Below are 22,865 nucleotides of genomic sequence, written 5' to 3'. Positions count from 1 at the left end.
ATGGCATTATTCTCAATTGAAAATGTTCGAATCGCCGGAGTTGTCTCCGCAGTCCCTACCCAAATTTTTAACAATCTGGAGAACGACTTGTTTTCAACACGAGAGGAAGCAGAAAAGTTTATTTCTGTTACAGGAATTGCTGAGAAAAGACATGTTGACAGTGATACTTGTACTTCAGATCTATGCATAAAAGCTGCAAATAATCTTTTACGAAAGTTAAATTGGCAGAAAGAGGATATTGATGTTTTGATTATGGTGACTCAAACTCCTGATTTCCCTGTACCAAATACATCAATTATCGTTCAAGATAAATTAGGACTTCCAAAAAGTACAATTTGTTTCGATGTGCCTCTTGGATGTAGTGGCTATGTTTACGGGTTATCTATCTTATCAAATTTTATTCAGAATGGGCAACTCAAAAAAGGACTTCTTCTGGTGGGAGATACTTTGAGTAAGCAATGCTCTCCATTAGATAAAGCTACTTATCCATTATTTGGCGATGCAGGATCTGCTACAGCTTTAGAATATTCTGTAGGTGGTAAAATGGACTTTAACCTGTGGTCAGACGGAAGTGGCTTCGGAGATATTATTGTGCCGGAAGGAGGCTATAGAAAACCTTTTACTGAAGAGTCTTTAGTTTTAAAAGAAGATAAGGAAGGAAATAAGCGTTCGGGCATTAATACTTATATGAATGGAACTAATGTTTTTTCTTTCGGAATTGGAACAGTAACTCAGGAATTGAAAAAATTTATTGAACATTTTCAAGTTGATAAAGAGCAAGTAAAATATTTTTATTTCCATCAGGCAAACCGTTTCATGAACGATATGATCCGAAAAAAAATAAAGCTTACAACAGAACAAGTGCCTTATTCTTTGGATAAATATGGTAATACAAGTTCTGCAACAATTCCTATGACAATGACAACACAAAATACAAATCTTGAAAAAACCGAAGTTGTAATGTGTGGTTTTGGTGTTGGGTTAAGTATCGGTATAGTAAGAATGAACTTTGATAAAGGAATAATAAACGATTTAATTGAATATTAATGAATGCATTTTCACTCGAAAATAAGACCGTATTAGTTACTGGTGCTACTTCTGGAATAGGCTTTGAAGTTTGTAAACAAATCTTTAATGCAGGAGGGAACTTTATCGGTTTAGGAAGAAAAACAGATCAATTAGATCAGTTTATTAATGAAAATGATATTAAGGATTCGTCTTCAAAATTTCTGGATGTTACTCAACTTGAGACAATTCCGCAGCTTGTAGAATCTTTAGATGTAAAAATTGATGGTTTTGTACATTCTGCAGGAATTGTAGAAAATAATCCTATTCAGTTTTTCAATGAAGAATTATACAACAAAATCAGAACGGTAAATCTAGATTCTGCTTTGGTTTTTATTTCTCATTTACTAAAAAAGAAAAAATTCAATAAACCAGCATCTATTGTTTTTGTTAGTTCAATATCAGGACTTTACGGAATGAAAGGGAATGGTTTGTACGGAATTACAAAAGCAGCATTAGGAATTATGGCAAAAACATATGCTAATGAATTGGCTTTCAAGAAGATAAGAGTGAATACAGTTGCTCCGGGAATGGTAAATACTCAGATTACTTTGGATGCAAGCAGCTTTTTATCTGAGGAAGTAATTAACGAAGACAAGAAAAAATATCCTCTAGGTTATGGCGAGCCGGAAGATGTTGCCTTGCCAATTGTTTTCCTTTTATCGGAAGCTAGTAAATGGATTACAGGTCAGGATCTTATCCTCGATGGAGGTAGAACTGCAATTATATAATTTAAAAAGCCTTACAATTTTAATTTTGTAAGGCTTTTTATTTTTAAATATTTGTTTATTAATTAAATAATATCATAATTAAGCTCGATTACATCTGAGACAGGATAAGATTGGCAAACGACAATTTTACCTTCTTCAATTTCAGCATCCGAAAGAACTTCGTTTTTTACAATATTTACCTCTCCTTTTGTCAGCACACACAAGCAAGTACTGCAAATTGCATTTTGGCAAGAATAAGGAATATCAAAACCTGCATCTACAATAGAATCCAACAGCAATGTATTTTTGTCTACTATAACGGTTTTTTCTTCACCATCTAAAATGAGTTTAACGATAGTTTTACCTGCGTTTTCAGAAGAAACGGCTTTATTTTGTAGTAATGTCTGTGGTGAAAAGAAAAGCTCGTGTAAAATATTTTCTTTCTTAATACTTTGAGATAAAAAAGTTTCTGTTGTGTTTTTTATTAAATCTTCAGGACCACAGACGTAAAACTTTTCAATCGTTGAGAAATCATAATTTTGAAGCGTTTCAAGAATAACTTTTTGATTTATTCTCCCAAAATGAGAACCCTTGATATCTTCTTGAGTGAAAAATTTAATAACTTTAAATCTATCTCCAAAATCTTCCGTTAATTTTGCAATTTCTTTATTAAATATCGTCTGTTCTTCATTTTTATTCCCATAAAATAGTAAGATTTGATCATTACTGAAGGAAAGAACCGATTGAATAATTGAAAAGATAGGGGTTATTCCACTTCCGGCAGCGATTGCAACAAATGTTTTTAATTTTTCATTTGTCGGTTCATAGCAAAAATTACCTTCCGGTTCAGAAACCTCCAATACATCTCCTGCTTTTAAATTTTCCTCAACATATTTCGAGAAAATTCCGTTTGGAACAGATTTAACAATGATTTGAAATGTTCCATTATTTATTGGAGCAGAAGAGATCGAATAGCACCTTCGTATTTCTTTACCATCAATATTGCACCTAATTGTAATGAATTGACCCGCCTTAAAAGTAAATAGATTTCCTAAGTTTGATGGAATATCAAATGATAATGAATAAGCTTTGGAAGTCTCTTTAGAAATTTCTTTTACAATTAAAGAATAGAATTTCTGCATTTTTGGATGTAAATAAATAATTATGTACAAATTTACAAAAATCCTTATAACTTTATTCGAGATATATTAAATTTGCGAAATAATTGAAATAATGAATACAAAAATATGGCTTTCTTCACCGCACATGGGTGGAACTGAACTTAAATATGTAAACGAAGCATTCGATGCAAACTGGGTGGCTCCATTAGGACCGAATGTAGACGGTTTCGAAAAAGATTTGGAAACATTTTTAAATGCTGATGTAAAAGTGGGAGCGCTTTCTGCAGGTACAGCAGCTTTACATTTGGCTCTTATTCAATGTGGAGTAGAACATGGTGATGAGGTAATCTGCCAATCGATGACATTCTCTGCATCTGCAAATCCAATTGCTTATTGTGGAGCAATCCCGGTTTTCATAGACTCGGAAAAAGATACCTGGAATATGTGTCCGGTTGCTTTAGAAGAAGCAATCCTGGATAGAACTTCAAAAGGTAAAAAGCCAAAAGCAATTATCGTTGTTCATTTATACGGAATGCCTGCTAAAATGGATGAAATTACTGCTGTCGCAGAAAAACATGAAATTCCTGTTATCGAAGATGCAGCAGAAGCCTTAGGCTCAACTTATAAAAACAAAGCTTGCGGAACATTCGGACGTTTCGGGATTTTATCATTTAACGGAAATAAAATTATCACAACTTCAGGTGGTGGTGCGTTAGTTTGCCATAATCAGGAAGATAAAGATAAAGCCGTGTTTTTGTCTACACAAGCGAGAGATAATGCTCCTCATTATCAGCATTCTCATATTGGTTACAATTATCGTATGAGTAATATTGTTGCAGGAATTGGTCGTGGACAGATGGAAGTTTTAAATGAAAGAGTTGAAGCCCGTAGAAAAATGCATGATTTTTACATGGAAATTTTCAGAGATGTTGACGGAGTTGAAGTGTTTTCAGAACCAACAGAGGATTATTATTCTAATCATTGGTTATCTGCAATTGTAATTGATGAAAATAAAACAGGCAAATCAAGAGAAGATTTACGTTTAGCCTTTCTTGAAGACAACATAGAGTCACGCCCTTTATGGAAGCCAATGCATTTGCAACCAGTATTTTCTGAAGCTCCATATTACGGGACAAAAGTGGCGGAGAAATTATTTGATGATGGTTTGTGTTTACCTTCAGGATCTAATCTTTCAGATGAAGACAGATCTAGAATTGAAATAGTCATTAAAACGTTTTTTCAAAGTAATAATTTGTTTTAATTAAATTTAATATACATTTATAACTGCTTGCTTATCATTAAGTAAACAGTTATTTATTTCAATCGCAACCTTTATATACATAAACTTCAAATTGACAATCAGCAACTTTCCTTATCTTTGCAGCTCAATAATTCATAAGTGAAAAAATATCCTTGGTGGAAAGCATTGATGGACTACGGATTAAGTTTCGTAGCCGTTATTTTTTTACTCCCAGTTTTTTTTATTTTAATGATAGTTTCTTCTTTTGACACGGGTTTTCCTGGTATTTTCAGACAGGAAAGAATAGGAATAGGTGGTCGTATTTTTATCATTTATAAATTCAGGACATATCATCCGGAAAATTCAACAAAATCAAAAATAGGATGTTGGATGAGAAAATCTAAACTTGATGAGCTTCCACAGCTTTTTAATGTTTTGAAAGGTGATATGTCATTGGTAGGACCAAGACCAGATATTTCCGGATACTATGATGAGTTGAAAGGTGAAGACCGTTTGGTTTTGCAACTGAAGCCTGGACTAACGAGCGAAGCAGGAATCAAATTCAGAAATGAAGAAGAACTTTTAAGTAAGCAAGAAAACACACTACAATATAATGATGAAATTCTCTTTCCGGAGAAAGTAAAAATGAATCTTAATTATTATCATCAGCTTTCTTTTATAAAAGATGCACAGATTTTGCTTAAGACATTTTCGGTTTTAATAAAATAGGACCGTTCTAAATATATGAAATATAAAATGCAGTTGTTTTCTAAAATGACGTTTTTCACGGCTACCGCTATTTTTATGAAAATGAATGCCCAATCAGAGATAAAAGTCAATGCAGCTTTTCTCCCTTTGGGAATGATTAATATCGCAGCAGAAAAATCTTTAAGTAATAATTTTTCTTTACAAGCCGAAGGTTTTATATCACCTTGGAAGTCCTTTGTTGGCAAAAATCTTCAAATATACATGGGAACATTAGAAGGAAGATATTATTTTAAAGAAGTAATGAAGGGTTGGTATGTCGGTGCTTATGGAAGTATTGCAGCTTATAATCTACAAAAATGGAATTATTTAAAAGCTGAAACAGTGTTAAATGAAGATGGAACTCCTCAATTTTCTTCTGACGGAAGCGTACGCGTGACAGAAAGGTATCAAAAAGGATTAGCAATTGTAATTGGAGTAAGTGGAGGTTACCATTTTACAATCAATGAGAAGATCGGTTTAGATGTTTATGCAGGTATAGGGACCAGTCAGTCTATATATAGAGGGTATTTTAAAGATAATAATGAACGCTACGACGCTGCAGCAAAGTGGAACAAAAGTGGTGAAATTATTCCTACGAGAGGAGGAGTAATGCTAACTTATACGATAAATTAGTCATTATTAACTTTCTTTCTCAAAATCGTATTCCTGACAATGAATTTTCAGTGATTACTAAAAAACCAAGAAATATTAAGAATAACATTAGCAGTTTATAAATAATAGATATATTTGCAAAGTTTAAATAAATATTAAAAATAAATCATAATTTTCAAAATATAGTCCAACAAATGGATAAAAAAAATAATAAAGAAATTGATATTAAAGAGATTATAACACCCTATTTGAAAAAATGGAAATATTTTGTGGGAATGGTTTTCCTAATGCTGATTTTAGCGGTTTATTATATCAAATCTACTCCTCAAATTTTTAAAGCTCAAACTTCTGTTTTAATTAAAGATGCAAAAAAGATTTCTCCTGGTGGTGGGGATGTGGGTATGCTTCAGAGTTTAGGTGGCTTGAGTGGAATGGGAACCAATAGCATTGAAAATGAAATAGGCGTTTTTGAATCTAAATCTATTGTAGAAGATGTTGTCAGAGAACATAATTTTCAAACTCCGATATATGCTAAACAGACATTAAAGAGTTTAGAACTTTATGGAACAACAAGTCCTTATATAATTAATGTTATTCAGGAGAAAAACGTTGATGATTTACCTAAAAAACCAATTTTTATCAAATCAAAGAATAATCAAGTTACATTATCCTCTGAAGAATGGAATAAAGAAATTTCAACTGCTTTTGATAAAACGATAAATTTACCTTTTGCGATGATAATGATTCGTAAAAACCCCGAATTTAAAGCTCCGAAAAAAACTGAGATATCAGAAATATATTTTAATTTTAGTGATTTTGAAAGTGCTGTGAATCAATTTCAAGATGCGTTGAAAGTTGATTTGCTGGATAAAGATGGTACGATAATCAGCCTTTCTGTAGATTTTCAAAATAAAGCCAAAGCAAAAGATTTTCTTAACAGTTTGGTAAGGCAGTATAATGTTTATGCTATCAATGATAAAAATATTGAATCTAAAAGAACTAAGGATTTTGTAGATAATAGAATTACTTTGATCTCTAAAGAGTTAGGGGATGTTGAAACTCAGAAAGAGGGATTCAAATCAAGTAATAGCATCGTAGATTTACGTACGGAAGCAGGTATGAATCTTCAGTTGAAAGAACAAAGTAAAGCTGCAATACTAGAAATAGGAACTCAGTTGGAAATTACAAAGATGTTACAAAATACACTGAGCCGAAAAGGAACTGGTGATGTTTTACCCCTAAATATTGGTTTGGAAAACGAGGCAGCTGGAAATGCAATCCAACAATATAATGCACTTGTTTTACAGCGAAATAAGTATTTGCAGGATGCAACTCCAGATAACCCGCTTGTAAGAACTGCCAATAATCAGATCGAAGAAATAAAATCTTCGCTCACACAATCTTTACAGAGAAATGTAACTTCTCTAGAACTGGCAAAAAGAAAAGTTGAAAGCCAGTTGGGAAGTTCTCAACAAATGATTGGTAAGATACCTGCACAGGAGAAACTTTTTAGAAGTATTGAAAGACAGCAGCAAATAAAGGAAAACCTTTATTTATTACTTCTACAGAAAAGAGAAGAAGCGGCTATCAGCATGGAAATTGTTTCTGAAAAAGCAAGAGTGATAGATAAAGCATTTGTATTTAAAAAACCGGTTGCTCCACAGAAACTCCTTGTTTTACTTATTGCTATTGTAATAGGTATACTTATACCATTTGTATATTTTTACTTAAAAACGATTCTAAACAGCAAATTAATTGATAAGCAAGATCTCGAAAAGCTAACATCTGTTCCTTTATTGGCAGAAATCCCCCGAATATCAAGTAAAGAAAGCGATTTGGTAAGATTGAATGATGTTACTCCATTAGCAGAATCGTTCAGGATTTTGGTTACTAATATGAATTTCATGATATCCAAAAAGGATAAAGCTAATGTGATTTTTATAACTTCTACTGTAAAAGGAGAAGGGAAAACATTTGTTTCTGTGAATCTCGCTTTGGCTTTAGCATCATTACAGAAAAAAGTTTTGGTTATAGGATCAGATATTAGAAATCCACAATTGCAAAGATATAATCCTTCAATGAAAGACTCAAAAGGTCTTACTGAATATCTATATGGGGATATAGAGAATATAAATGAGATAATCCACCCAAGTGAAATTAATCCAAATTGTGATTTTATATATTCGGGTAGCATTCCTCCAAATCCAGCAGATCTTTTACAAAACGGTAAATATGCAGTATTATTAGAATCATTAAAAAATAAATACCAATACATCATATTGGATACAGCACCATTAATGTTAGTGACTGATTCATTCCTGATTTCAGGATTTGCAGATGCAACGATTTATGTAACCAGATCTGAAGTAACAGAAAAAGATTTTATTGCATTTGCGAATAAGAACGTAGAATCTCAAAAAATCAAAAATGTAGGATTTATACTTAATGATGTTCACAAAACAAATTTTGGATATGGAAATAAATATGGTTACGGTTATAAGGTTGAGGAAAAAAGATGGTTTGATAAAGTAAAAAGGTGGCATTAAGCTGATAATATGTCAAAATATTATCTTTTAATAAAGAGCACAAATCATTAATGAAAAACAAAAAGACAATTACAAATGTTCTGACTTCTGGAGGGCAAGTTGCGCTGATAGGAATAATGTACTATTTTCTATATAGATTTTTACTAGAAAAATTAGGAGTAAAATTATTAGGAGTTTGGTCAGTTGTTATGTCGGCTTCTTCCATTGCAAATATTGCAGATCTAGGTATTGCTACCTCAATGGTACGGTTTGTGAGTTTGTATGAGCATAAAAATAATCTGAAAAGAATTCCTCAGTTAATTTTTACTGGTGTAGTATTAAACATGTTAATATTTATTCCTATTTGTTTAATTATATGGCCAATTGCATATTTGATTTTGGGAAATATTGTAGAAGAAAACTATGTGACTACTGCTCGCCAATTATTGCCGTTTTCTCTCCTTTGTGTTTTACTAAATTCATTAGCGGGTGTATATGGTTCACTCTTGGACGGATTTAGAAAAAACTATATTCGGAATTCCATTTTTTCATTCTCATCATTATTATTTCTCTTTTTTACAATATTGAGTGTTAAAAAGTATGGTATCATTGGAGTAATATGGTCACAAGTATTTCAATCTTCACTCACTCTTATATTATGCATTATATTTGCAACAAGATTAGTGAAATTTAATCCTTTTAAATGGAATTGGAACAAAGTCATATTTAAAGAAATATTCAGCTATGGAATTCAATTTCAATTAACATCTATCACAGGAATTTTAAATGAACCTGTAACCAAAATGCTAATGTCAAAATTTGGAGGTTTAGCATTTACCGGATACTATGAAATGGCCAGCAAATTAGTGATGCAGATTCGTGGTGTAATTGTAAGTGCCAATCAAAGTTTAATGCCACTTATGGTAAAAGAAAGTGTTGCAACAGAAAATAAGAAAAAGTTTTCGGTTTTGAGTTTAAGTTTTGCAAGTGTTTTTTTTATCTCGCTCCTATCTCTATCATTTTTAAACATTTTGTCGCCGATAGTTTCAAAAGTTTGGATCGGACATGATGAGCCAATTTTTATCAACGTATTGTTAGTGGTATCTGTCTGCATGTTTATAAATTTGCTGTCCGCACCAACTTATTTTGCTTTACTTTCATTTAATAAACTGAATCCTATTATTATCTCTCAATTAATTATGGCTATTATCAATATTGCTTTGGGATATTTTTTAGGAAGTATTTTAGGAGGATACGGAATTGTCTTTACATGGATGATTGTGGTGATAGTTGGGTCTTGGTATTTAATTAAATCTTTAGATTTCAGAAATACAGCGCAGTTATTTTTTAAAATCAAGATAGAAACATTATCCTTTGTAGTATTGAATATTTTGTTCGTCTTATTGTGTAGAATTTTTCCAGATTATATATATGTTTTCTTGTTTTTGAATATGTTATCTTCAGGATTAATATTTTTTCTCATCCTGACAAAAAATAAGTATCTACAATAATAATTTAACTCTGATTGCTATGAGACTCTGCACAATTATTATTTTATATCATCCAGATAAAGAGACTTTATTAAAATCTTTACCTGTATTTAATACAGATACTGAAGCAATTATTGTTTGGCGAAATTCATTTATTTCAGATGAATGTCAAAAAATCATAAACAACTTTAATAAAATAATTATTGCAGGAGACTGCAAAAACGTAGGTATAGCAACTGCTATAAACCAGTCAATTATCATTGCTGAAAAAAATGGTTACAGTCATATATTAACGATGGATCAGGACAGTTATTTTGATGAAGGAATGCTTCAAAAATATAAAACTAAAATTGTTGAAAATGAATCAGATAATATAGGTGTCTATGGAATAAATCCCTTGCAGTCAGGTAAATCTCTTTATCCTGTCAGTTCAGAGATATTAGATGTTTCAGACACCATTACATCAGGATCAGTTTTTAAAATTTCAAATTTTTCTAAAACAAATTGTTTTAGAGATGATTTGTTTATTGATGCGGTAGATTATGAATACTGCTACAGAATAAAAAAATTAAATAACTTAAAAACAATTGTTTTTTCGGATGTTTTGCTAAATCATGTAGTTGGATATATTCAAAAGACAAAATTTGGCTTCTCAATTAATAATTATTCACCATTCAGAACATATTTTATTATTCGCAATCAATTGAAGATTTGGAAAATGTATCCTACTCTATTCTCTACACAGTATAAAATTACATTTTTAAAAGACCATTTGATTTTTAGGATCATAAAAATAATTATAGCTGAAAATGAAAAAGCAATCAAATTAAAAGCAATATTTATAGGGTTCTTTCATTTTTTAGTTGGGAGATCAGGTTTTTATGATGTTAATTCTAAAAGTAAGTAATCAATGAGTACGAAATCAATTTTTACAATTTGTGCCAAAAATTATCTTGCACAGGCGCTTACACTTAAAGCATCTGTTTTAAAACACAATCCAGATGTCGAGATATTTATATTTCTTGCTGACGAAAAATCAGACGAAATATCTGATCTGAATATTGTAACGTTAGATGACAGCTGGATACAAGATTGGCGTAATATGGCTTTTAAATACAATGTTATAGAGTTCTCAACATCTATAAAACCATTTTGTTTCAACAAATTATTTAACGAAGGGTATGAGAAGATTATTTATCTTGATCCGGATATTTTTGTCACAGACAGTCTCTCCAGTATCTTTGATTCTTTAGATAAACATTCAATGGTGATTACTCCCCATTACAATCATATCGAAAAAAAATACACAGGTGCGGTTACAGAGGAAGAACTGTTATTTGTAGGAATTTACAATTTAGGATTTGGAGCTCTAAAAAATAACCATATTGGGAGACAAATTGTAGATTGGTGGCAAAACAGACTTTTTGATAAGTGTTTTGCTGACAAAGAAGATGCACTTCACGTTGACCAAAGATGGATTGATTTTTTACCAGGTTTTTTCCCAAATGATATACTTATTTCTCATCATCCGGGAATCAATATCGCAATCTGGAATTTACATGAAAGAGAGCTTAAGATAGAAAATAATAATTACATTATTGAAGACCTTCGAACTAAAGAACTTTATCCGCTTTTATTTTTTCATTTTTCTGGTTTTGATCCTTATAATAGAATTGTAATCAATAGAAGACACCCAAAATTTAATATAGATGTTTTCCCGTCTTTTATCCCGATTATCAATTCATATTCTGATTTGGTAAATGGTAACAACTACGATTTTTTTTCAAAACTAAAATATTCCTTTAATAATTTTGACAACGGAGATGTTGTTATACCACTTCACAGGAGATTGTTTAGAGTATATATTGAGAATAATGTAGCCGATTTTAATCCATTTGTAACAGAAAATTTATTTTATCAAATTCTTAAAACAAAAAAGCTAGTTTTAAAAAATAATAAAGCAGATTATAATCTTGGAATTGTTAAAGATAAAAAGGTAAATGTATCTGTAATCGATAAAATATTTAATGGATTAGTAAAGATTTTTATATTCATATTTGGTATAGAACGTTACTTTTTCATCATAAAATACGTAAGAATGAAAACTAGATTAGAAAGTCATGATTTCCTAATTAATAAATAATTTAATTAGAATAAATTTTTTGTTTCAAAATTGGAATATAAATTTTAAAGCGTATAATATGAGAATAGGTTTTGATGCTTTTCCACTGCAAGTAAGACCAAGTGGAATCGGAAAATATGTAATTAATGTCCTTGAGGAGATTTTAAAAAATATTCCGGATGCTGAATTGTACGCCTACTCAAATCAAAAAATCGGATTATCCGAGAAACTGGTTCTGAAAATACATAGGAGAGAATTTTACGATCATTTTCAACATAAAATGCCGGGTAAGGTTTGGCTGAAATTTTTGGCAGGAAAATACATTAAAAAAGATAATATCGATGTCTTTATTTCAACAACGGGATTTTTTCCCAGTTTAGAAGATCGAGTGAGAAAAATTGCGATAGTACATGATCTCAATGCTAAATTAGTGCCAAAGACAATGGGTAAAATGCATTATTTAACTCATTTGCTTTATTTTAGAAAAGATATTTTGAGCGCAGATTTTATAATTTCAAATAGTATAGGAACATCAGATAAACTTTTCTATTATTTTAAAAAAGAATCAGATGAAATTATAAATCCACCTGTTTCAGATAATTATAAATTAAGATCTTCTGCTGAAATAAATCAGTTATTGCAGAAATATGATATTAAAAATGACTATATTCTGTTTGTAGGCAATCTTGAACCGAGAAAAAATTTAGTTTTTGTATTAAAAAACTTTATAGAATTAGTAGAGCAGAAAAAGATAAATAATGTAAAACTGATCATCGTAGGGATGAAGGGATGGAAGGACAGCGAAATTCAAAATTTTATAAACAAACATTCTGATAGTATAAATGCGTTAGGCTATGTTAGCGAAACAGATCTTCCTTTGTTATATGCAGGTGCAAAGGTATTTGTTTTTCCATCTATTTATGAAGGTTTTGGAATTCCTGTAAGGGAAGCATTACTTTCAGGTACGCCTGTTATAACATCTGATATAGTGGAACTCAAAGAAGCAGGAGATATTGCAGGAGATACTGATATGGTATCTTATATAAATCCTTATAACGCAGAAGATTTCAAAAATAATGTATTGAAATATTTAAATAATATAATTTTGAAAAAGGAAATTAAAAATCCTCAGATTATGATGCCGAAGCTTATAAATTTTATTAAACGATTTTGATTTTAAAGAAATAATAAGGCGAGTTTTGATAATACATTTTTCCAAAAAAAAAAATATGAATTCGATATCACTAGAAAATGAAGAAGTAGACGTCTCTGTACAAGAGCATTACTGTAATGGTGTGTATCTTTTTATGTTACGTTTTTATTTCATCTTCTTTCCGATGTATCCGCTGATTTCAAAGTTTATCGGAACTTCTCTATGGAAAGATGCTCTTTACATATTTTTTACATTAATTGGGATTAACGTTTTTATTAAGAATAGATTTTTTGTTTGGTATTTTGTTTCAATACTTCTGATAATATTGTTTCAAATCTCGCAGGGGTACAATTACATGGAATTTTTGACATGGTTTTTAATGGGTCCTCCGATATATTTGTATTTTAGATACATTACCGTTGAAAAATTTAAGACTGATCTTCGGATTCTAATGTTTATCATGATAATAGGATTTTTATTTGTTTTTTTATACGAAATTCCTAAAAAAGATTCTATGTTCTTTGAAATTAGATCAGAAGAAGGTACTGGAGGTTTTTTTCTTAGAGATGATTCGGTTCGTGCCCGATTTGGTTTTGTAAGTCCCATGGCTTTCAGTCAATATTCGTGGTTTATTGCAATATTTATTTTGATCAATAACAACTTTAAAAAAATTACCAGGATTATCTTTTCGATCTTAATGCTCATTTCTATCTTCTACTGCAATTCAAGAGCAGGTATATTCTTAACGGTTGTTACCGTCGGAGTATATTTTTATGTGAAATTTGGACTTCATAAATTTAAGCTTAATAATTTTTTTGCCATCATTGTTATATCTGCAATTGTTATTTTAAGGAATTTTGTTTCTGGTCAGAATACAAATCATAATAATGAAACATTGTCAGATGAATTAAGAATCTTATTATTATTGGATGGCATCAACAAGGCAAAAGAACATTTTTTAATAGGTATTTCGGGTAGATATTTTTCTCCTCGAGCCGAAGATTGGTATGATTTTGAAAACTCATGGCTATCTCTTATTGTCTGCTTTGGATTAGTAGGAATCTTTATGATTATTCTACTGTTTAAAAAAATTATTTTTAGTACAGATAATAAATATCTTATGTTTTTTATAATTCCTTGGATGGGATATTCTGCTATTTTTCCTATTTTGCAAGAGCCAACGGCTGTTTTTATTACATGGGTTATTTTAGCAGCAATCCTTGATATTGATAAATGGGAATTATTAAACACAAAAATAGAAATGGACGAAGACGAGTAATAAATAAATGATGAAATGAAAATTTTTATAAATGCCCGTTTTTTGACTCAATCGATTACTGGGGTTCAACGTTTTGCCATAGAATTATCAAAACGTCTTAGAACCCAGTCAAGTATTGATGTTGAATTTCTATCGCCAAAAGATATTATTCATGAGGACTTAGCCGAAGAATTAGGTGCTAAGAGGATAGGTCATTTTAAAGGACATCTTTGGGAGCAAATAGATTTGCCATTGTACCTGAAACAAAATAAGAACCCTCTACTATTAAGTCTTTGCAGTACAGCACCTGTATTTTACAAAAATCAAATTGTTACGCACCATGATATTACTTATATAAGATATCCGGAAAGTTTTTCAAAAAAATTTGTAGGACTTTATAAGATAATTATACCGTTAATGCTTAAAAATTCTAAAAAAATTATTACTGTAAGTGAATTTTCGAAATCTGAAATTTCAAATTATTTTAAAATTCCGAAAGAGAAATTTGTTGTAATTTATAACGGTGTAGATCAAGAAAAGTTCAAGTTTTCAGCTCTTAAAGATTCTTTAGCCACTGATTACATCTTAGCCGTATCTTCGAGGAATTTTCATAAAAACTTTCAGGGTTTAATTGACTCATTTAACAAAATAAAGGATAATATAAAAAATGTAAATTTATATATTGTAGGAGGATCAGAAATTAAATCATTCAATAATATAGAATTGGACATTGAAAGTCTGAAACAAAAGAACAGAGTTGATTTTTTAGGAAGGGTTGATGATGATGAATTAGTAAAGTTGTACCAAAATGCTGCATTATTTGTATTCCCATCTTTTTATGAAGGCTTTGGTATTCCTCCATTAGAGGCACAAGCTTGCGGATGTCCTGTCATTGCCTCAGAAAAAGCAAGTATGCCTGAAGTTTTAGGTGATTCTGTATTGTACTTTGACCCTTTTTCAGAGACACAATTATCTGAGAAAATACTATTTTTCTTTGATAATCTTGATGTAAAAAATCAATTAGTGGAAAAAGGATTAGAGAACATTAAAAAATTTAATTGGGACAATTCTGTAAAAATATTGGTCGAAAACATTAGATTTAATATTTCTTAAAATAGATATAAAACGGACTATTATGCAAAAGATAAAATGGATTTATTTAATTTTTATAATCATATGTTATAGCAATACTAATTGTCAAAATCTGTCTACAAATACAATTACTGTCGATCTATCTGTAAAAAGCAAAAAAAAACAATCTGTAGCAGGTTTTTTACATTTTAATGAATTGGAACAGTTGCAAAATAACATTTCAATATTAAAACCAAAATATTGGAGATTTGGAGCAAAACTCAAAGAACATACACCTAAAAGAAAAATACAAGTCGATTTACTTTTAAAAAAAAATATTGTTCCAATTATTGTATTGAGTGATATCTATGATGAAGAACATTGGTACAAAGAAAAAGGAGGTTGGATTCGTCCGTCTGATAATGGAAAACCATTTACACAACTTGTAAGCAGTTTATATAAGGAATTGGGAAATAAGGTAGTTTTTGATGTTTGGAACGAACCCAATAGTAAAGAAGTTTGGGGTGGAACAAGAGAAGAATTTTTTAAAACATTCAAAGTTGCCCACGATGCGCTCAGAAATTCAGTAGACGGTAAAAATGCCAAGATTACGGGACCTTCTATCAGTGCATATGATAAAGAATATTTGTTAGCTTTTTTAGATTACTGCAATAAGAATAACATCCAACTAGATATTTTAAATTGGCATGACTTAGGAAATCAACAAGATGCGATAAGGCTTAAAGAAAATATAAAGGAAGCAAGAGAATTGCTGAAAAAGTATCCGAAGTTGGGAGTAAAACAAATTTATATTCCTGAAATAGTTGGTTTAGACGAGCAGTTTAATCCTCTGACAGCATTTGCATATTTAAACTCGTTGGAAGAAAGCAATGCTTTTGGCGGTTGCAAAGCTTGCTGGGATAATCCCGCAAATAAAGGAGAAAATAGTTGCTGGAACAATTCTATGGATGGAATACTGAATGCAGATGGGAAGCCAAGGGCTTCTTGGTGGCTATATAAATATTATGCAGAAAGTCTCGAAAAGAGACTTGTTTCAAAAACAGATAGCAAAGAATTTATTTCAAATTCCTATATTAATAAGGATAATAATTTTTGTTTATTAATGGGCAATCTATCAGATAAAAATTATGGAACTTTTAAGGTTTTTCTAAAAAACATTGACGATGCAAAACAATTTCAAAATAAGTCATTTAAATTATATGAAATAACCAATAAAGAATCGGCAGCACTTGAAAAGCCTTATTTAATATCTCAAGGCAAGATATTACTAAAAAATAAAAGTATATCTTTAGTTTTGAAAAACTTAAAAGCTAAAAATTTATATTATTTAGTAATATCAAAAAACTAATTTTTTTAGATTGGAAAAGAAAAAATATATTATTGTTCAGTTGGTTGAAGCTTTTGGCGGTGGTGTATACACTTATGTAAAAGATTTGAGCAATTTTCTTGTTACCCATCAGTCAGAGATCAATTGCGAAATACACTTGATCTATAGCCCCAATCGAGTTGAACTTGATAAAGAAATATTTCAGAAAGAAATTCATCCTGATGTTTTTCTTTACGAATTGGATATGCAACGACAAATCAATCTAAAGAAAGATCAGGTTGTAGTTAAAGAAACACGAAAAATTCTTAAAAAAATAAAGCCTGACATTATTCATCTTCATTCTGCTAAAGCAGGAGTTATAGGTAGATTAGCGTCTTTAGGAATCGTTAAAAAAGCAAATGTGTATTATTCTCCTCACGGATTTTCATTCGTCCAGCAAAATATCTCGAAAGCAAAAGTTTCTCTATATAAAATGATTGAAAGTATAATGCCTTTTTTACACGGTGGTACTATCATTGCATCTGGAAAAACGGAATTTGAGATTGCAAAGAAAATTGGGAAAACCAAGCTTATTGAAAATGGGATTGATTTTGAGATGCCAGATAAAATACACAATTATACCGAGAACAAACGCTTTAAAATTGGTACTGTAGGAAGATTAACTCCTCAGAAAAATCCAAAAGCTTTCAATGAAATTGCCTCAAAATTACCTAATATTGATTTTGTCTGGATTGGTAATGGCGAACTGATTAATGAAATAACTTCAAAAAATATAAAGGTTACTGGTTGGATAAGAACTAGGGAGGAATTATTGCAGAAAATTAATTCATTAGATTTATATATACAAGTTTCTTTATGGGAAGGTCTTCCAATTGCAATTCTTGAAGCTATGGCAATGCAAAAGCCACTCTTGGTAAGCAATGTTATTGGTAATAAAGATACTGTAGAAGATGGTTACAACGGATTTGTTTATAATACGACAGATGAGGCAATAGAAAAGATAAAATATTTTCTTGAGCACACAAATTTAAGAGAGATGGGTGAGCATTCTTATAAAAAAGCATTCAAAGAATACAATAAAACTAATAATTTTCTGAAGCTCATTGATATTTATAAAAAAGTACCAAAGTGAAAGTTTGTTTGTGCAATACTAATCTTTATATTTGCAGCAAATTCAAATATTTTTAAAAGCTGATTCAGCGTTAAAATAAGGTCTAGAACTTATGATGATAAAAGAAACTCCTCTAAAGGATTGTTATATTATTGAGCCTAACGTCTTTGAAGACGGTAGAGGATATTTTTACGAAAAATTCAACGAACAGAAATTTGAACAGTTGACGGGAATGAACGGTCATTTCGTACAGGACAATATATCGAAATCATCTTATGGTGTATTAAGAGGTTTGCATTTGCAAAAAGGAAATTATGCTCAAGCAAAACTTGTTTCTTGTATTGAAGGAAAAGTTCTTGATGTTGCTGTTGATCTGAGGGAAGACTCACCAACTTTTGGTAAATCATTTACTATAGAGCTTACTGGAGAAAATAAGTTACAATTGTATGTTCCTAGAGGTTTTGGTCACGGCTTTTCTGTGCTCAGTAAAACTGCTGTATTTTCGTATAAATGTGATAATTTCTATAATAAAGATTCGGAAGGAGGTGTTTTGTGGAATGATACGGAGCTAAATATAGATTGGCAAATTCCCTTGGAAGATATTATACTTTCCGATAAAGACAGTATACAGCCGGCTTTTTCTTTGAAAAATTTTTAATACTTTAGAAATTTAAAAGTCTTGATTCAATAAATACTGATCAACAGTATTTTAGGGTTAAAACTATAACTGCTGGATGTATGTTAGTTTATTTTTTAAAACATTTACCCAAAATCTTTTTGATAAGTGATTATATCATTATCAATATTTTTTTTATTGTCGGTAAATTATATTTTTTCGAATTTAATGGTAGCGATTTTGCGCAGGATTACAGGGCTCATTTTATTTTGCTCAATATTTCTTGGTTGGTTATAACAATTATAACAAAGCCATATAAAAGTTTAAAGATCAAAGAGTCATCACTACATTTTAATGCGTTGACAAAATCTTTTGTTCTGCTAATTCTTACTTCTCTGATTTACCTAAATCTGATATTTTCTGTAAAAATCGACTATAGAAATATGATATGGTACTTTCTTTTAGTTGGTTTTGCAATGACTTTCGCACGATTTCTTCTATTTTTGTATCGCAAAAAAAATAGAGTTAAGTTGGGACGAAAATCTATTATTCCCAGTACAGTACTCATTGGTGAAAACGACATCTCCACCTCATTGTTATCCAATGATAATCTGAGAAGATCTATTGGTATCAAAGGTACGTATACACCTAACTGCAAAGAAATAAAAAATAAATATTTAGGTAATATTGATAAACTATTTGAAGATTTAGAAAAAACTAAAATTAGCAGCATCATCTTTTGCGATGATAATATAGATGTTGGATTATATAAACAAATTGTTGATGTTGCAGAACATAAAATGATTAGGATTTATATGGTTCCTAATTTCAAATATATAAATCTTGGACCAAATTATTTAGACGTTATCCATGAAATTCCTTTTCTTAAGCTATTAAGAGAACCGTTATCAAATCCTAAAAAACAAATTTTGAAGCGTGCATTCGATATTTGTTTTTCACTTTTTGTTATGATATTTATTTTATCATGGCTCATTCCAGTTGTAGCACTTATAATTAAGTTAGAAAGTGGCACATCGGTATTTTTTTTGCAAAAGAGATCGGGACTTAATAATGAAACATTTCACTGTATTAAATTCAGAAGTATGGCTGTCAATAAAAACGCTGATCTGAAAATTACAACGAAAAACGATCCAAGAGTAACAAAATTTGGTGCATTCATGAGAAAAACAAGTATCGATGAATTACCTCAGTTTATTAATGTTTTTCTTGGAGATATGTCAATTGTTGGTCCTAGACCACATATGATTTCCCAAACAGAGATGTACTCTAAAATCACTAAAAAATACATGACAAGACACATTGTCAAACCCGGAATTACAGGATGGGCTCAAGTGATGGGCTCTAGAGGAGAAATATTTACTCATACTGATATGGAAAAAAGAGTGGAAAAAGATATTTGGTACATCCAGAATTGGTCTTTTTTCCTAGATCTTAAAATCATATTTCTTACTCTTTATAATATAGTAAAAGGTGACGAACAGGCTTATTGAAAATTTAGATTGAGTCAATACACTTAGTTTTATTTATTCAATTTTTAAAAATTAAACTCATAACCACTTATTTTTAAGTGGTTTTTATATGTTTATGATACAGAGTTATATTTTGTATCTTTGCACACTCAAAATAGAAAGATGCGTACAAAATCTGTAGGAAAGAAAAAAATAAATATTGTAACGCTTGGTTGTTCCAAGAACGTTTACGATTCAGAAGTTTTGATGAGCCAGCTTAAAGCCAACGGCAAAGAGGTGGTGCATGAAGACAGAGGAGATATTGTGGTAATCAATACCTGCGGATTTATTGATAACGCAAAAGAGGAGTCCATCAATACCATTCTTGAATATGTTGATGCGAAAAATAGAGGAGAAGTTGAGAAAGTTTTCGTTACAGGATGTCTTTCTGAGAGATACAAGCCGGATTTAATTAAGGAAATTCCAGATGTTGATCAGTATTTCGGAACGAGGGATCTGCCTATTTTGCTAAAACATTTAGGTGCAGATTATAAACATGAATTGGTTGGGGAGCGATTGACAACCACACCGAAACATTATGCTTATTTGAAAATTTCAGAAGGTTGTGACAGACCTTGTTCGTTTTGTGCAATTCCTTTGATGAGAGGCGGTCACGTTTCTACACCGATTGAAAAATTAGTGAAAGAAGCTCAAAAATTGGCAAAAGTTGGGGTTAAAGAATTAATCTTAATTGCTCAGGATTTGACTTACTATGGTTTAGATATATATAAGAAGAGAGCATTGGCTGAACTTCTACAAGAACTGGTGAAAGTAGAAGGAATCGAATGGATTCGTCTTCATTATGCTTTCCCAAGCGGCTTCCCGGAAGATGTTTTAGACATAATCAGAGAAGAGCCGAAAGTTTGTAACTATATAGATATACCACTTCAGCATATCAATTCAGATTTATTGAAATCGATGAAACGTGGGACAACACACGAAAAAACTAACGCTCTATTAGATAAGTTCAGAGAAAAAGTTCCGGATATGGCCATCAGAACCACTTTAATTGTCGGTTATCCGGGAGAAACTGAAGAGAGATTTCAGGAGCTTAAAGAATGGGTAAAAGAACAGAAATTTGACAGATTGGGGTGCTTTACCTATTCTCATGAAGAAAATACAGGAGCTTACGTTTTAGAGGACGATATTCCTCAGGAAGTGAAAGAAGCCAGAGTAGAGGAGATTATGGAACTTCAATCTCAGATTTCGTGGGAGAAAAATCAAACGAAAATTGGTGAAGTTTACAAATGCATTTTCGACAGAAAAGAAGGGAATTACTTTATAGGAAGAACAGAATATGATTCTCCTGATGTAGACAATACGGTTTTGGTTGCCGCAGACAATACTTATATTTCAATTGGCGAATTTTCCAACGTAAAAATCACCTCCGCAGAGGAATTTGATTTGTACGGCGAACTTGTTTAAGATAAAACTAAATGAAAACCAATGATTCAGTCATTGGTTTTTTTGATTTAATTAGTTACAATTAAATAACATAGAAATTTGTTCATGTTAAACAGATACTTCCAAAGTTGCTTTGGAGATGTGAAGTTTAAGATTAGAAGATTAATTATCTAACTATGCTTTTATTTAAATACTGTAATCCTATTTTACTAAATATAATTGAAGGATTTCAGAGAAAATAAAGTAAGATTTTAGTAAAATTTGGCATTTTCAATAATTTGATAATCAATACTTTAAAAATAAAATCGTCGTTTAATTGACCTTAAAGCAGTTAATTCCGTTAACTTTTTGTTATTTTTTTTAACGTTTTTTAACATAGTCACTTAAATCCCCTGATAATAGGAAGTTACGGAATCGTTTAAGATAAATTTAACTTTTAATTAAGATTTGTTAACATTTAAAATAGGTGAGTAAAAAGTTTCAGTATACTTTTGCCCTGTCAAACAATAAAATAATTCAAAATGATGAAAAGATTCATTCTCGTAATCATAATGATGATTTCAACACTAGGTGTTTATTCTTTCAAGAATAATGCCGAAGATGCGAAGAAAACAAGTTATGCGTCGTATTACCACGACAAGTTTAATGGTAAAAAAACAGCAAGCGGAGAAGTTTTTAATAATTCTAAACTAACCGCAGCGCACAGAACGCTTCCTTTTGGAACCGAAATTAAGGTAACCAATCTGAACAATGGAGAAGAGGTGATTGTAACGATTAATGATAGAGGGCCTTTTCATTCATCAAGAGCATTAGATATGTCTAAAGCTGCGTTCGATGAAATCGGGGGAACACAAAAAGGTATTATCCCTGTAGAGTACGAAATTGTCGATTAAATTTAATACGATTCTTAAAATTAAATAAAGCCAGCTGATTCAGCTGGCTTTAATGTTTTTAGATGTTTACTTCAATCAATGCAGGACAATGATCAGAATGCACTGCTTCCTTCAATATAACCGCTCGTGAGAGTTTATCTTTCAAAGAATACGAAGCAAAATTATAATCCAGTCTCCATCCTTTATTATTGGCTCTTGCATTTTGTCTGTAGCTCCACCAAGTGTAATTATTCGGTTGATCATTAAAGAATCTAAAACTGTCAATCAATTCGCATTCGTTGATGAAGTTGGTCATCCATTCTCTTTCCATCGGTAAAAAGCCTGAAGTGTTTTTTAAACCAACCGGATTATGAATGTCGATAGCCTCATGACAAATATTAAAATCCCCCGAAATAATAAGATTTGGAATTTCTTTCTTTAAATTTTTAATATATTCTAAAAAGTCATGACAAAACTGCATTTTAAAATCTAACCTTTCAATATTGGAAGCGGACGGAACGTAAACAGAAATAACAGAATAGTCATCAAAATCTGCACGAATGATTCTTCCTTCATTATCATAGCTTTCAATTCCGCAACCGTATTCTACATGATGAGGTTTTATTTTGGAAGCGATTCCGACACCACTATAGCCTTTCTTCACAGCTGAGTGCCAATAACTATGATAACCTATTTTTTTAAGACTCTCGATGTCTATCTGATCGTTTCCCGCTTTACTTTCCTGTATACAGATAATGTCCGGATCGGCAGTTTTCAGCCAGCCGAGAAAATCTTTTGTAAAGGCAGCTCTGATTCCGTTGACGTTGTATGTGATTAATTTCATGATTCAAAAATATAAAAAATCGGCCGG

20 protein-coding genes are annotated in these 22,865 nt (G+C 31.0%); 18 read left to right on the top strand and 2 right to left on the bottom strand.

Annotation, left to right across the window (positions count from 1 at the left end):
* Positions 1–1,047, top strand: coding sequence for a ketoacyl-ACP synthase III (locus NZ698_RS15970; protein WP_263004197.1), 1,047 nt, complete (start codon positions 1–3; stop codon positions 1,045–1,047).
* Positions 1,047–1,796 carry an SDR family NAD(P)-dependent oxidoreductase gene (locus NZ698_RS15965; protein WP_263004196.1) on the top strand — a complete coding sequence of 250 codons (750 nt, stop codon included), beginning with the start codon at positions 1,047–1,049 and terminating at the stop codon, positions 1,794–1,796. Before NZ698_RS15970 ends, NZ698_RS15965 begins: the two co-directional genes overlap by 1 nt.
* 62 nt (positions 1,797–1,858) lie before the next feature.
* Here NZ698_RS15965 and NZ698_RS15960 read toward each other — a convergent pair whose 3' ends face one another.
* The gene (locus NZ698_RS15960; protein WP_263004195.1) at positions 1,859–2,917 is read right to left on the bottom strand and encodes a ferredoxin--NADP reductase; all 1,059 of its coding nucleotides are present in this window, start codon (positions 2,915–2,917) and stop codon (positions 1,859–1,861) included.
* Between the two features lie 91 nt (positions 2,918–3,008).
* On the opposite strand from NZ698_RS15960, the gene NZ698_RS15955 reads away from it, so the two are divergent.
* From NZ698_RS15955 to NZ698_RS15880, 16 genes are all read left to right on the top strand, one after another.
* On the top strand, positions 3,009–4,157 hold the full coding sequence (locus NZ698_RS15955; protein WP_263004194.1) for an aminotransferase class I/II-fold pyridoxal phosphate-dependent enzyme: 1,149 nt from the start codon (positions 3,009–3,011) through the stop codon (positions 4,155–4,157).
* A 138-nt stretch (positions 4,158–4,295) separates the two neighbouring features.
* Positions 4,296–4,865 carry a sugar transferase gene (locus NZ698_RS15950; protein WP_368407663.1) on the top strand — a complete coding sequence of 190 codons (570 nt, stop codon included), beginning with the start codon at positions 4,296–4,298 and terminating at the stop codon, positions 4,863–4,865.
* A 15-nt stretch (positions 4,866–4,880) separates the two neighbouring features.
* Positions 4,881–5,516 carry a DUF3575 domain-containing protein gene (locus NZ698_RS15945; RefSeq protein WP_263004193.1) on the top strand — a complete coding sequence of 212 codons (636 nt, stop codon included), beginning with the start codon at positions 4,881–4,883 and terminating at the stop codon, positions 5,514–5,516.
* 173 nt (positions 5,517–5,689) lie between these two features.
* The gene (locus NZ698_RS15940; RefSeq protein WP_263004192.1) at positions 5,690–8,041 is read left to right on the top strand and encodes a GumC family protein; all 2,352 of its coding nucleotides are present in this window, start codon (positions 5,690–5,692) and stop codon (positions 8,039–8,041) included.
* 50 nt (positions 8,042–8,091) lie between these two features.
* Positions 8,092–9,531: a lipopolysaccharide biosynthesis protein gene (locus NZ698_RS15935; protein ID WP_263004191.1), complete on the top strand. Its 1,440-nt coding sequence runs from the start codon at positions 8,092–8,094 to the stop codon at positions 9,529–9,531.
* A 19-nt stretch (positions 9,532–9,550) separates the two neighbouring features.
* The gene (locus tag NZ698_RS15930) at positions 9,551–10,417 is read left to right on the top strand and encodes a glycosyltransferase family protein (protein WP_263004190.1); all 867 of its coding nucleotides are present in this window, start codon (positions 9,551–9,553) and stop codon (positions 10,415–10,417) included.
* Between the two features lie 3 nt (positions 10,418–10,420).
* Positions 10,421–11,653 (top strand): glycosyltransferase, encoded by a 1,233-nt coding sequence (locus NZ698_RS15925; RefSeq protein WP_263004189.1) that lies wholly within the window; start codon positions 10,421–10,423, stop codon positions 11,651–11,653.
* 58 nt (positions 11,654–11,711) lie between these two features.
* The gene (locus tag NZ698_RS15920; protein ID WP_263004188.1) at positions 11,712–12,806 is read left to right on the top strand and encodes a glycosyltransferase family 4 protein; all 1,095 of its coding nucleotides are present in this window, start codon (positions 11,712–11,714) and stop codon (positions 12,804–12,806) included.
* A 439-nt stretch (positions 12,807–13,245) separates the two neighbouring features.
* Positions 13,246–14,064 carry an O-antigen ligase family protein gene (locus tag NZ698_RS15915; RefSeq protein ID WP_263004187.1) on the top strand — a complete coding sequence of 273 codons (819 nt, stop codon included), beginning with the start codon at positions 13,246–13,248 and terminating at the stop codon, positions 14,062–14,064.
* 15 nt (positions 14,065–14,079) lie between these two features.
* Positions 14,080–15,156, top strand: a complete 1,077-nt coding sequence (locus tag NZ698_RS15910; RefSeq protein WP_263004186.1) for a glycosyltransferase family 4 protein — start codon at positions 14,080–14,082, stop codon at positions 15,154–15,156.
* A 22-nt stretch (positions 15,157–15,178) separates the two neighbouring features.
* Entirely contained in the window at positions 15,179–16,483 is a 1,305-nt protein-coding gene (locus tag NZ698_RS15905) for a GH39 family glycosyl hydrolase (RefSeq protein ID WP_263004185.1), read from the top strand.
* A 10-nt stretch (positions 16,484–16,493) separates the two neighbouring features.
* Positions 16,494–17,594 (top strand): glycosyltransferase, encoded by a 1,101-nt coding sequence (locus tag NZ698_RS15900; protein ID WP_263004184.1) that lies wholly within the window; start codon positions 16,494–16,496, stop codon positions 17,592–17,594.
* A 91-nt stretch (positions 17,595–17,685) separates the two neighbouring features.
* Positions 17,686–18,231 (top strand): dTDP-4-dehydrorhamnose 3,5-epimerase, encoded by a 546-nt coding sequence (gene rfbC / locus NZ698_RS15895; protein ID WP_263004183.1) that lies wholly within the window; start codon positions 17,686–17,688, stop codon positions 18,229–18,231.
* A gap of 80 nt (positions 18,232–18,311) precedes the next feature.
* Positions 18,312–19,700, top strand: coding sequence for an exopolysaccharide biosynthesis polyprenyl glycosylphosphotransferase (locus tag NZ698_RS15890; RefSeq protein ID WP_263004182.1), 1,389 nt, complete (start codon positions 18,312–18,314; stop codon positions 19,698–19,700).
* A 141-nt stretch (positions 19,701–19,841) separates the two neighbouring features.
* A complete protein-coding gene (rimO, locus tag NZ698_RS15885) occupies positions 19,842–21,143 on the top strand; it encodes a 30S ribosomal protein S12 methylthiotransferase RimO (protein WP_263004181.1) in 1,302 nt (433 codons plus the stop codon).
* Positions 21,144–21,643: 500 nt separating this feature from the next.
* Complete coding sequence (locus tag NZ698_RS15880; protein WP_263004180.1) at positions 21,644–22,015, top strand: septal ring lytic transglycosylase RlpA family protein; 372 nt, start codon at positions 21,644–21,646, stop codon at positions 22,013–22,015.
* A 58-nt stretch (positions 22,016–22,073) separates the two neighbouring features.
* Here NZ698_RS15880 and NZ698_RS15875 read toward each other — a convergent pair whose 3' ends face one another.
* On the bottom strand, positions 22,074–22,838 hold the full coding sequence (locus NZ698_RS15875) for an exodeoxyribonuclease III (protein WP_263004179.1): 765 nt from the start codon (positions 22,836–22,838) through the stop codon (positions 22,074–22,076).
* Positions 22,839–22,865: the final 27 nt, after the last annotated feature.

This window comes from Chryseobacterium edaphi (assembly GCF_025628985.1).
Taxonomy (GTDB): domain Bacteria; phylum Bacteroidota; class Bacteroidia; order Flavobacteriales; family Weeksellaceae; genus Chryseobacterium; species Chryseobacterium edaphi.
This window is presented reverse-complemented; position numbering and strand designations above follow the sequence as displayed.